The sequence below is a fragment of the Streptomyces sp. NPDC093089 genome (assembly GCF_044754405.1).
Classification (GTDB): domain Bacteria; phylum Actinomycetota; class Actinomycetes; order Streptomycetales; family Streptomycetaceae; genus Streptomyces.
In genome coordinates this window covers 345,072-357,703 of sequence record NZ_JBIVPA010000006.1, presented here as the reverse complement: position 1 = coordinate 357,703, position 12,632 = coordinate 345,072, and the positions used below count along the sequence as shown (strand labels likewise).

6 protein-coding genes are annotated in these 12,632 nt (G+C 71.6%); 4 read left to right on the top strand and 2 right to left on the bottom strand.

Going from position 1 to position 12,632, the window contains the following annotated elements; translation table 11 throughout:
• Positions 1 to 2 precede the first annotated feature (2 nt).
• The 4 genes from kdpA (at position 3) to ACIQFX_RS16770 (ending at position 7,213) form a co-directional block, all read left to right on the top strand.
• Positions 3 to 1,667, top strand: coding sequence for a potassium-transporting ATPase subunit KdpA (kdpA, locus tag ACIQFX_RS16785; RefSeq protein WP_402463671.1), 1,665 nt, complete (start codon positions 3 to 5; stop codon positions 1,665 to 1,667).
• Entirely contained in the window at positions 1,664 to 3,802 is a 2,139-nt protein-coding gene (gene kdpB, locus ACIQFX_RS16780) for a potassium-transporting ATPase subunit KdpB (RefSeq protein ID WP_402463669.1), read from the top strand. The genes kdpA and kdpB overlap by 4 nt, the downstream gene beginning before the upstream one ends.
• Positions 3,803 to 3,808: 6 nt before the next feature.
• Entirely contained in the window at positions 3,809 to 4,474 is a 666-nt protein-coding gene (locus ACIQFX_RS16775) for a potassium-transporting ATPase subunit C (protein ID WP_402463667.1), read from the top strand.
• Between the two features lie 186 nt (positions 4,475 to 4,660).
• Positions 4,661 to 7,213 (top strand): discoidin domain-containing protein, encoded by a 2,553-nt coding sequence (locus ACIQFX_RS16770; protein WP_402463665.1) that lies wholly within the window; start codon positions 4,661 to 4,663, stop codon positions 7,211 to 7,213.
• Between the two features lie 120 nt (positions 7,214 to 7,333).
• On the opposite strand, the gene ACIQFX_RS16765 is transcribed toward ACIQFX_RS16770, so the two are convergent.
• Both ACIQFX_RS16765 and ACIQFX_RS16760 read right to left on the bottom strand, forming a co-directional pair.
• Entirely contained in the window at positions 7,334 to 7,708 is a 375-nt protein-coding gene (locus ACIQFX_RS16765; protein ID WP_402463663.1) for a DUF6193 family natural product biosynthesis protein, read from the bottom strand.
• A 10-nt stretch (positions 7,709 to 7,718) separates the two neighbouring features.
• Positions 7,719 to 12,602: an RHS repeat-associated core domain-containing protein gene (locus ACIQFX_RS16760; RefSeq protein ID WP_402463661.1), complete on the bottom strand. Its 4,884-nt coding sequence runs from the start codon at positions 12,600 to 12,602 to the stop codon at positions 7,719 to 7,721.
• Positions 12,603 to 12,632: the final 30 nt, after the last annotated feature.

Below are 12,632 nucleotides of genomic sequence, written 5' to 3'. Positions count from 1 at the left end.
ACATGAGTCCTGTTCTTGCTGGAGTCCTCCAGCTTCTGGCGTTGATCGTCGCCCTGGGGCTGTCGTACCGGCCACTGGGCGACCACATGGCGCGGGTCTACTCCTCGGAGAAGCACTACAAGCCCGAGAGGTGGTTCTACAAGGCGATCGGTGCGAATCCATCGGTGGAGATGCGCTGGCCGGCGTATCTGCGCGGGGTGCTCGCCTTCTCCGTGGTGAGCGTGCTCTTCCTCTACCTGCTCCAGCGGGTGCAGGGCTCGCTGCCCGGTTCGCTGGGCTTCGTGTCGATCGACCCGGACCAGGCGTTCAACACGGCCGCCTCGTTCGTGGCGAACACCAACTGGCAGTCGTACTACGGCGAGCAGGCCATGGGCCACGTCGTGCAGACCGGCGGCCTGGCGGTGCAGAACTTCGTGTCCGCGGCGGTCGGCATGGCGGTCGCCGTCGCCCTGGTACGCGGCTTCGCCCGGTCCCGTACCGGCGAGCTGGGCAACTTCTGGGCCGACCTGGTCCGCGGTGTCGTCCGGATCCTGCTCCCGATCTCCGTGGTCGGCGCGCTCGTGCTCGTCGCGTGCGGCGCCATCCAGAACTTCTCCGGCATCCACGAGGTCGGCCAGTTCATGGGCGGGACGCAGCAGTGGAACGGCGGCGCGGTGGCCTCGCAGGAGGTGATCAAGGAGCTGGGGACGAACGGCGGCGGTTACTTCAACGCCAACTCGGCCCACCCCTTCGAGAACCCGAACGGGTTGTCGAACCTCTTCGAGATCTATCTGATCCTCGTCATCCCCTTCGCGCTGACGCGGACGTTCGGCCGCATGGTCGGCTCGCTGAGGCAGGGCTACGCGATCCTCGGCACGATGGTCACCATCTGGATCGGTTTCACCGCGCTGATGATGTGGACCGAGTTCGCGGGGAAGGGCCCGGCGTTCGAGCTGGCCGGCGGGGCGATGGAGGGCAAGGAGACCCGGTTCGGCATCGGCGCCTCCGCGATCTTCTCGGTCGCCACCACGCTGACCTCCACCGGCGCCGTGAACTCCTTCCACTCGTCGAACACCGGTTTCGGCGGTGGAATCAACCTGCTGGGCATGCAGCTCGGCGAGATCGCGCCCGGTGGCGTCGGCTCCGGCCTCTACGGCATGCTGATCATGGCGATCATCGCGGTGTTCATCGCCGGCCTGATGGTCGGCCGCACGCCGGAGTACCTGGGCAAGAAGATCGGCACCCGCGAGATCAAGTTCGCGGCCTGCTACATCCTCGTCACCCCGGCGCTCGTGCTCGGCTTCACCGCCGCCTCGTTCGTGCTGGACACCCCGGCCAACTCGATGACGAACAGTGGCGCGCACGGCTTCTCCGAGATCCTGTACGCCTACACCTCGGGCGCCAACAACAACGGCTCCGCCTTCGCCGGCCTGAACGCGGACACCCAGTGGTTCAACTCGACCATCGGCATCGCGATGCTGCTCGGCCGCTTCCTGCCCATGGTGTTCGTCCTCGCCCTGGCCGGCTCGCTCGCCGAGCAGCAGCCCGTCCCCGAGACCGCGGGCACCCTGCGCACCGAGAAGCCGCTGTTCACGGGCCTGCTGGTCGGCACCATCATGATCATCACCGGTCTCACCTACTTCCCGGCCCTCGCGCTGGGACCGCTCGCCGAAGGGCTCGCGGCATGACCATCGACGTAAAGAAGCACGAGGACGACATGTCCACCTCCGTCCCCTCGACGAAAGCACCACACGGCGGCCTGTCCGGCGGGCACCCGTCGGCCGGCCGGGTCGGCGGCGGCCTCTTCGACCCGAAGCAGCTGATCGCCTCCTTCCCGGACGCGATCAGGAAGCTCGACCCGCGTGTGATGATCAAGTCGCCGGTGATGTTCGTCGTGCTGGTCGGCTCGGTGGTCACGACCGCGCTGGCGATCAAGAACCCGGGGGACTGGTTCGGCTGGGCCATCACCGTCTGGCTGTGGCTGACCACGATCTTCGCCAACCTGGCGGAGGCGGTGGCCGAGGGCCGGGGCAAGGCCCAGGCGGACACCCTGCGCAAGGCCAAGACCGACACCGTCGCCCGCCGCGTCACCAAGGCCGGCGAGGAACGGGTCCCCGGCACCGAACTGCGCGTCGGCGACCTGGTGGTCTGCGAGGCCGGCGACATCATCCCCGGCGACGGTGACGTCGTCGAGGGCGTCGCGAGCGTGGACGAGTCCGCCATCACCGGCGAGTCCGCCCCCGTCATCCGCGAGTCCGGCGGCGACCGGTGCGCGGTCACCGGCGGGACCAAGGTGCTCTCCGACCGCATCGTCATCAAGATCACGACGAGGCCCGGCGAGACCTTCATCGACCGGATGATCAACCTGGTCGAGGGCGCCGCCCGGCAGAAGACCCCCAACGAGATCGCCCTCAACATCCTGCTGGCGTCCCTCACCATCGTCTTCCTGCTCGCCGTCGTCACCCTGAAGCCCTTCGCGATCTACGCCGGAGCCGACGACCAGACCTCCCTCATCGTCCTGACCGCGCTGCTGGTCTGCCTGATCCCGACCACGATCGGTGCGCTGCTCTCCGCGATCGGCATCGCCGGCATGGACCGGCTCGTCCAGCGCAACGTCCTGGCCATGTCGGGCCGCGCGGTCGAGGCCGCCGGCGACGTGTCGACGCTGCTGCTCGACAAGACCGGCACCATCACCCTCGGCAACCGCCAGGCGTCGGAGTTCGTCCCCGTACGCGGAACTACCGAGGCCGAGGTGGCCGACGCCGCCCAGCTCTCCTCCCTCGCGGACGAGACTCCCGAAGGCCGATCGATCGTCGTCCTCGCGAAGGAGAAGTACGGCCTGCGCGAACGCCACCAGGGCGAACTGTCCGGTGCCGAGTGGATCGAGTTCACCGCCCAGACCCGCATGTCGGGCGTGGACGTGGACGGACGCAAGGTCCGCAAGGGCGCGACCGGTTCGGTCGTCGCGTGGGTGAAGGAGCAGGGCGGCAGCGTCGCCGAGGACGCGCAGGCGCTCACGGACCGGATCTCCCAGGCCGGCGGCACGCCGCTGCTCGTGGCGGTGCGCGACGACAAGGGCGCGCGGGTTCTCGGTGTCATCCACCTCAAGGACGTCGTCAAGGACGGCATGCGGGAGCGGTTCGACGAGCTGCGCCGCATGGGCATCAAGACGATCATGATCACGGGCGACAACCCGCTGACCGCCAAGGCCATCGCCGAAGAGGCCGGTGTCGACGACTTCCTCGCCGAGGCCACCCCCGAGGACAAGATGGCCCTCATCAAGCGCGAGCAGGCCGGCGGCAAGCTGGTCGCGATGACGGGCGACGGCACGAACGACGCCCCGGCGCTCGCGCAGGCGGACGTGGGCGTGGCGATGAACACGGGCACGTCGGCCGCGAAGGAGGCCGGCAACATGGTCGACCTCGACTCGAACCCGACCAAGCTCATCGAGATCGTCGAGATCGGCAAGCAACTCCTCATCACCCGGGGCGCGCTGACGACGTTCTCGATCGCCAACGACGTGGCGAAGTACTTCGCGATCATCCCCGCGATGTTCGCGGTCGCCCACCCGAGCCTGGACAAGCTCAACATCATGGGCCTGGCCTCGCCCGAGTCCGCGATCCTCTCGGCCGTCATCTTCAACGCGCTGATCATCGTCGCCCTGGTCCCGCTCGCCCTCAAGGGCGTGCGCTACCGGCCGAGCAGCGCCGACTCGATGCTCCGCCGCAACCTCGGCCTCTACGGACTCGGCGGTCTGATCGCCCCGTTCGTCGGCATCAAGCTCATCGATGTGCTCCTCTCCCTCATCCCCGGAATCGGTTGATCCACGATGAACAACTCAGCAGCGAACACGGGCCGAATGCTGTGGGCGGGCCTGCGCGCCCTCCTCGTACTGACCGTGATCACCGGTGTCCTCTACCCGCTCGCCGTCACCGGCGTCGCCCAACTGGTCTTCCCGGGCAAGGCGAACGGCTCCGAGGTCAAGAGCGGGGGGAAGGCCGTCGGCTCCGAACTCATCGGCCAGCGCTACGACCTCCCCCTGAAGGACGGGGAGGAGACCCCGGCCCCCGACCTGCGCTGGTTCCAGCCCCGCCCGTCCAACGGCCTCGGCACCAACAGCGTCAACACCCAGTACTCGATCATCCTGTCCGGCGCCACCAACCGCTCCGGCGACAACGCCGACCTGATCCAGTGGGTCAAGGACGCCAAGGCCGCGGTGGTCAAGGACAACTCCACGACCGGCTACGAGGTGAAGCCGTCCGACGTCCCCGCCGACGCGGTCACCTCCTCCGGTTCCGGCCTCGACCCGCACATCTCCCCGGAGTACGCCGAGCTCCAGGTCCACCGCGTCGCCGAGAGGAACCACCTCACCGTCGCCCGGGTCGACAAGCTGGTCGCCGATCACACGGACGACCGCATCCTCGGCTTCATCGGGGAACCCCGCGTCAACGTCCTGAAGCTCAACATCGCGCTCAAGGAACTGACCCAGGGCTGACGGAAGTGGGGGCCCGAGCCACCGCCTCGTGCACGGGCGGGGCTCGCGCGCCCCGCCGGAGCGGGGAGTTCCGCGCGGAGGGCGGTGCGGGATCGCGCCAACTCATCTTTTCATCGGTTGAGTTGGGGTGTTCTGACCTATGTTCTAGGGGCCCGCAGCGGTTCACGTTTCGCCCAGGAGGTCCGATTGCACCCCAGACGCGTCCGCGCTCTCACCGGAGCGTTCCGGCGCCCGCCACTCCTCGTCGCCTGCGCGCTCGGCTCGGTGCTCGTGGGGCTGACCCCGTGGCTGGGAGTGGCGAGCACGGGGCCGGGCGGCCACGGCCCGACGCCCAGGCCGGCGCCGGGGATCCCCGGCACGCACGCGGCGAAGGCGTCGCCGCACCACGGGGTGGCCCCGGCGAACGCGATGGAACCGACGGCTCCGGTGCTCGACCGGACCGGCTGGACCGCCACGGCGAGCGACGAGGAGACCGTCGGCGAGAACGGCCGGGCGGCCAACGTCCTCGACGGGAACACGGCCACCATTTGGCACAGCAAGTGGACGGGCACCCCGGCTCCGCTGCCGCACAGCATCACCGTCGACATGCACCGGACGACGGTGGTCTCGGCGCTCGTCTACCGGCCCCGCGCCACCGGGGTCAACGGGCGCGTCGGTGAGTACAGCATCAGCGTGAGCACCGACGGCCGGAGCTGGGGCGGTCCGGTCGCCACCGGCACGCTCGCGGACGACGGCGGCGCCAAAACCCTCGGATTCGCCCCGCAGGGCGCGCGGTTCGTCCGGCTCACCGCCCTCACCGAGGCCGGCAGGCGCGGCCCGTGGACCTCGGCCGCGGAGATCGACCTGCTCGGCGACCCCGGAACCCCGGCGGCCACCGTCGACCTGCCCCGGACCGGATGGACGGCCACGGCGAGCGACGAGGAGACCGCCAAGGAGAACGGCCGCGCGGCCAACGTCCTCGACGGCGACGCCGCCACCCTCTGGCACAGCAGGTGGTCCGGGACCCCGGCTCCGCTGCCGCACAGCATCACCGTCGACATGCACCGCACGGCCGCCGTCTCCGCCCTGGTGTACCAGCCCCGCAAGGACGGCGTGAACGGGCGCGCGGGCGCGTACACCGTCACCACCAGCACCGACGGCACCACCTTCGGCGCACCGGTCGCCGCGGGCACCTGGCGCGACGACGACACCGTCAAGACCGCCACCTTCACCCGCACCGCCAACGCCCGCTACGTACGCCTGAACGTGACCGGCGAGGCCGGCAACCGCGGGCCCTGGACCTCCGCCGCCGAGATACGCCTGAGCGGGCCGGCCGCCCCCGCCGTCCACGGCTCCTGGAGCCGGATCACCGGCTTCCCGCTGGTGCCGGTGGCCACCGCCGTCCTGCCGGGCGACAAGCTCCTGGCCTGGTCGGCGTACGCGCTCGACCGCTTCGGCGGCACCAACGGCTACACCCAGACCGCGATCCTCGACCTGAAGACGGGCAAGGTCACCCAGCGCCGCGTCGACAACACCGGCCACGACATGTTCTGCCCGGGCATAGCGATGCTCGCCGACGGCCGGGTCCTCGTCACCGGCGGCAGCAACGCGGAGAAGGCGAGCGTCTACGACCCGGCCACCGATTCCTGGTCGGCGACCGGTGACATGAAGACCGCCCGCGGCTACCAGGCCATGACCCTGCTCTCCACCGGCGAGGCCTTCGTCCTCGGCGGATCCTGGAGCGGCGCCACGGGCGACAAGGCCGGCGAGGTCTGGTCCCCGGACACCCGCACCTGGCGCAAGCTCCCCGGCGTCCCGGCCGCCCCGGCACTGACGGCCGACCCCCGCGGCCCCTACCGCGCCGACAACCACATGTGGCTGTACGCCACCTCGGGCGGCAAGGTGCTCCAGCTGGGCCCCAGCAAGCAGATGAACTGGATCACGACCGGCGGGACCGGGAGCATCACCTCCGCCGGCACCCGGGCCGACAGCCAGGACGCCATGACGGGCAACGCCGTCCCGTACGACATCGGCAAGCTGCTCACCCTCGGCGGCTCGCCCGCGTACGAGAACACGCCCGCCACCCGGCGCGCGTACACCGTGAGCGTCGACGGCGGTCAGGTCCGGTCCGCGCGCACGGGCGACATGGGCAACGCCCGCGCCTTCGGCAACAGCGTCGTCCTGCCCGACGGCAAGGTCGCCGTGTTCGGCGGCCAGAACTACCCCGTGCCGTTCAGCGACGCCACGTCCGTGCTGACCCCGGAACTGTGGGACCCGGCGACCGGGCGCTTCACCCCGCTCGCCACCATGGCCATCCCGCGCAACTACCACAGCGTGGCCAACCTGCTGCCCGACGGGCGGGTCTTCTCCGGCGGCGGCGGCCTGTGCGGCGACTGCGCCACCAACCACGCCGACGGGGCCGTGTTCACACCGCCGTACCTGCTCAACGCGGACGGATCGCCCAAGCCGCGTCCCGTCATCACCGGCGGCGTACCGCCCCGTGCCGCCGCCGGCGCCTCGCTCACCGTCACCACCGGCGGTCCGGTCGCCTCCTTCGTCCTGATGCGGGCCGCCGCCGCGACCCACTCCACGGACAACGACCAGCGCCGGGTGCCGCTGGCCTCCACGTCCGCCGGCACCGGCACGTACACGGTGTCCGTCCCCGCCGACAAGGGAGTGGTCCTGCCGGGCACCTACATGCTCTTCGCCCTGGACGCCCAGGGGGTCCCGAGCACCGCCCGGTTCATCACCGTCTCCTGACGGCACGGCAGCGGCGCCCGTCACCGGCAGGGACCACCTGCCGGGGCCGGGCGCCGCTGCCGTGCACCGGTCCGGGGCGTGCCGGAGGGGTCCGGCGGCCGGGGGACCCCCTGCCCGCGGTCAGACGCGGCCCGCGCCGCCGAGCACGGCCGGGCCGGAGTCCTCGGGGAGGTTGGCGACGACCAGCGCGAACGCCTCCTCCAGGGTCTCCGTCCGGCCGAGGGTCCCCACCCCCTTGGGCCCGCGCACCCGGAACAGCCCGTCGGCGCCGCGCGGGTACACCTGCCCGCCGACGTGGGCGGCGGGCATTCCGGTGCAGCCGCTGAAGTACAGCACCCCGTGGGCGACCAGGGGGAAGAGCACCCGCAGCCGCGGCTGCGCGTGCGCCGCGCGGACGGTCTCCGTGTCGACCAGGTCGTGGGTGTCCCCGAGGAGGAAGCGCCACTCCTCGGCCACGACGTCCGCGGCACTCCGCGCGTCAGCGTCGTCCGTCATCTGTCCGCTCTCATCTCATGTGCTTGGGAAGCTTCGAAAGGTCGGGCTTGATCTCCGGGATGTCCGGCTTGGGAACGTCGATCCTCTCATTGTTCGAGTACCAGTGGATCTCCTCCCAGGGGCGGCCGAGACGCTCCTCGTCCGGCTCCCCCCAGGCCGCGTCGCCGTCGTACTGCCGCACGGCCATGGCGACGAGGCTCATCTCCCAGGCGGTTCCGCCGACACCCGCGGGCGGGTAGTTGTCCTCGTGCAGCATGTTGAACTGGGAACCGAACACGGCCGCTTCGCGGAAAGCCTCCACGATGGTCTCCGGGGTGTTCCAGTTCCCCACCTCGCCCCGGCTGTTCGGCATGCCGTCCAGGGTGATCGACAGGGTCGTCCCGCGGTCGCCCACCGCGGCGGCGACGTTGGTCATCCAGTCCGGGGGCGTGCCGTGGGCGTAGTCGTCGCCGTTGTACGTATGCGCCCCGGGGTCCTGGTCCCGATCCGGGTCGTGGTTCCGGTCGGAGGGGTCGTTGCGCAGGTAGCGGGCCAGCTCGTTCGACGCGAGGGACGGCGGCCGGTTCGGTCCGAGGACGACGCTGTGGCGGGGCCGGTCCGCGCCCCGGTGCGGGCAGCCCGCCAGCCCCAGCGGATCGATCCACCTCGTCGGATTGTCCACGTACGCCACCGGGTTCGGCGCCGGCGCGAGGCCCAGGGGGTCGGGGGAGACGTAGCGGCCCGAGGCGGGGTCGTAGTGGCGGTGGCGGTTGTAGTGGAGCTGGGACTCGGGGTCGAAGTACTGGCCCGGGAAGCGCAGTGGGGTGTACGCCGTCGCGTCCCGGTTCCAGGTGGTGGTGCCCCACAGGGTGGCGCGGGTGCGCCAGGCGATGTCGCCGGACTCGTCGACGAGTTCGCGGGGGCTGCCGACCAGGTCGGTGACGATCGCGAAGAAGCGGCGGTCGACCTCGGCGCCGTCCAGGAACCGGCGCTCGACCTGGACGACCGGTTCGGGGCCGTCGTGGTCCCAGGTGAGCGCGACGCTCTCCGGGGAGCCCGGCGTGCGGGTCGTCTGCTCGCAGAGGGTGTCGCCGTCCCAGGTGAACAGCGTCTCCTCGACGACCGTCGTCCCGTCGTCCGCCAGGCGCCGCTTGGCGACGCGGCGGCCCAGCGCGTCGTACGCGTACCGCCAGCGCGTGCCGTCCGGGGTGGTGACGGCGACCAGCCGGTCCTCGGCGTCCCACGCGTAGCGCCAGGTGTCAGGCTTGTGCGAGAGGCGGGTCTTCTGCCGCAGCACCACGCGGCCCTGCGCGTCGTGCTCGTAGCGGACCGCGCCGGCGCGGACGACGCGGGTGCCGGTGTACTCCCGGGGGCCCTCGGCCGCGCCCGCGCCGGGCCAGGAGGCGTGCGTCTGGTTGCCGGCCTCGTCGTAGGCGTACCGCTCGGTCCAGTTCTCGGCCGTGAGGCCGGTGACCCGGCCCTGTGCGGTGAGTTCGAACCGCCGGCGGCCGGCGAGGTGGTCGTCGACGGCGGTGAGGTGACCGTCCGGGCGGTAGGTGTACGCGCGCCGCTGGACGAGCCGGGTCCCGGCCGCCTCGACGCGCTGGTCCGTGAGGCGGCCCGCCGGGTCGTAGGCGTGGTCGATGGTGAGCGCGGTGCCGATGCTCCGCGTGGTCTCCCGGCCCGACGCGTCGAACGCGAAGGAGATCCGGTACCCGGAGGTGTCCAGGTGCGCGGTGGAGTCGGCCGGGTAGGACCAGGAGCTGACCGCCCCGGACGGCGTGGTGCGCCGGACCTGGCGGCCCGCCTCGTCGTAGGCGCGGGTCAGGGTCCGCCCGTCGACCGTCTCGCGGAGCGCCCGGCCCGAGACGTCGCGGACGTAGGACAGCTCGGAGTCGGGGCCGACGGCGGAGGCCAGGCGGCCACGGGCGTCGTAGGCGAAGCGGGTGACCGCCCCGTCGGCGTCCTTGAGGACGAGCCGCCCGTCCGCGTCCCGCTCGTAACGGACCGTCTGCCCGGCCCCGTTGGTGCGTGAGGCGAGCCGTCCGGACACGTCGTACGTGTAGCCGAGGGTGCGTCCGTCCACGTCGGTCTCGGAGGTGAGCAGCCCGGCCCGGTCGTAGGTGTAGGACCAGGTGAGGCCCTGCGGGTTCGTGACGCGCGTCAGGCGCAGTTCGGTGTCGTACGCGAACGCGTGGCGCGCCCCGTCCGGTGTGGTCCGGGCGGACACCAGGTCGAAGTGGGTGTACTCGAAGCGGGTCTCGCCGCCCATGGCGTCGGTGTGCAGGACGCAGTTGCCCTCGCCGTCGTACGCCCAGGACTGGGTGGCCCCGTCCGGATCGGTGCGCCGGGCCAGCCGGCCCTCGACGGTCCACTCCAGCGCGGTGCTGCCGCCCTGCGGGTCGGTGATCCGCACCGGCCGGCCGAAGGCGTCGCGGACGTAGCGGGTGACCCCGCCGTGCCGGCCGCGGACCGCGAGGGGGAGGCCCGCCGGGTCGCACTCGACGCGGGTGACGGTGCCCAGGGAGTCGTCGACCGCGGTGAGACCGCCCCGCGCGTCGTGGGCGAGGCGGGTCGTCGTCCCGTCGGGGCGGGTGAACAGGACCGGGTTGCCGTCCTCGTCGTACTCCTGTCGGGACACGCGGCCGTCCGGGGCGGTGACGACCGTGATCTGGTTCAGCTCGTTGTACGCGACGGCGGCGGAGGTGCCGTCCGGGTGCGTCACTCCGGTGAGGTTGCCGCGCTCGTCGTAGGTGTGGGTGGTGGTCCGCCCGGCCGCGTCGGTGCGGGTGAGCAGCCGGTCGTAGCGGTCCCACGACTGGCGGACGGTGTTGCCCAGCCGGTCCGTCACGGCCAGGACCTGGAGGTGGCCGTTGAGGACGTAGACCTTGGACGCGCCGGTGGAGTCCGTGAAGCGCGTGATCCGGTCGCCGGTGGCGGGGTGGACGTCGTACGCGAACGTCGACGACAGGCAGCCGTCCGGACCGACGGTCCGGACGACCCTGCCCTCGGCGTCGTACACGTACCGGAACGCGGAGCCGTTGCGGTCGGTCCACGAGGTGACGCGGCCGTCCGGGTCGTAGGTGAAGCGCAGGGGCAGGTCGGAGGAGTCGGTCACCTCGGTGAGCCGGCCCCGCTCGTCGTAGCCGTAGCGCATCACCGTCCGGGGGCCCTCGGGCGTGCGCAGGGCGAGTTCGCGCAGCCTGCCGTCCTCGGACGCGAGCGTCGCCAGGTATCCGCCGGAGTGGGACACGGCGGTCGGCGTGCCGTCGCCCCGCCGGCCGACGGTGATCCGGTTGCGGTTGCGGTCCTCGATCGCGGTGAGCCAGTACGCCGACGACGCGTGGTACGGGCTGCCGGCGAAGGTGCGGGTCACTCCGGTGCGCGGGTCGGTCACGAGGTACGTGGTGACCTCGCCGTCCCGGCCGCCGTGGCGGAGCGCCACTCGGGGGCCCTCCACGGGAAGGACCGGGTCCGCCGCGCCGGGCTCGGGCAGCGCGGGGAACCACAGGACCGATCCGTCCTCGCGGGCCCAGAACGCCCCCTGGCCGGCGGGCGCGAGCTCGATCCGCTCGTCGAGGGTGGACGCCCAGCTGGGCCCGAACCAGTGCCCGTGGCGGTACGTCGACAGGTGGGTGCGCCGCAGGACCAGCGGCAGGACGCCCGCCAGGGACAGGTCCACCTGCTCCAGCGTCATCTCCCCGGAGGCGACGTCGACCGGGTCGCCCTCGCAGGTGCGGCCGCCCAGCTCGACGCTCTTGCCGCGCGGGTCGGACGCGGTGTCCTTGAGGGGGGCCGGCTTGTGGTGCGCGTCCGTGCGGGGCCCCTTGCCGTTCGCCCCCGCGCCGCCGCCGTCCTTGCCCCCGCGGTCGTCGTTCCCGCGTTCGCGGGCGAGGCGGTCGCGGATGGCGTCGTCGTTGTTCTTGTGGTCGGTGGATATCCGCTTCACCGCCCTGGGCAGCGTCTCGCCGACGTGGTCGCCCATGGTCTTGGCGGACTTCACCAGTGCGCCCATGGCCTTCTCGATGACGGGGTCCAGGGCGTCGGCGATGTCGTCGCGGCCCTTGTTGCGGCCCTGCGCCGTCTTGGCCTTGGTGAGCTTGCCGGCGGTCTTGCCGTGGATGCCGGCGCTGACGCCGTTCAGCTTCGTGCCGGCGGTGTCGTGCTCGTCGTGCTCGATGTGGAAGCCCTTGCCCCCGGGGCGACCGCCCCCACCGCCGCTTCCGGCTCCGCTTCCGGCGGAGGCGAGGTTCAGGCCCTCCTTCGCTCCCTGCACGCCTTCGTCGAAGCCGTCCTTGCCGGCCTGCTTCGTCTGGTCGAGGTCCACACCGTCCTGGACGCCGAGGGCGTCCATGCTCACCTGGACCACCAGGTCCGCCGCCATGTTCTCCAGCGCCGCGACGACCGGCTCGGTCATGACGGAGACGACGTGACCGACCGCCTCTTCCATTGCAGCTGTGATGAGCTTCAGCAACTGCTTCTTCGTGAAGGCGATGGCGCCCGCGCCGAGGAGCGCGGACAGACCGCCGGTCACCGGGATCAGCGCCATCGCCAGACCCGTCTGGCCGGCGAGCACCCCGAGCTCCGCGACGGCCTTCCACTTCATGCCCTCGATCGCACCCGCCGCGAGGTCCAGCGCGTCCGCGATCGTACGGGCCGCGGAGACCATGTCCTTGAGGTGCTTGCCCTTGACCTTGGTCCAGTGCTCGTTGAGTGCCTCCATGGCCTCGCCGTGCCCCGACGACAGCAGCCGCTCCATGTGGTTGTTCGCGAGCTGGCCGTCGTCGGCGAGGTCGTCCGCGAACTCCCGCAGCGCGTCCGCCATCTCCCGGTACGCGTCCTCGTCGACGTTGGGCCAGTTGACCCCCACCAGGTCGAGCAGCGTGTCCGCCCAGTCCGGCACCGTGACCGCCATGCTGGAACCCCCCCCGTGTGCACATCTGTT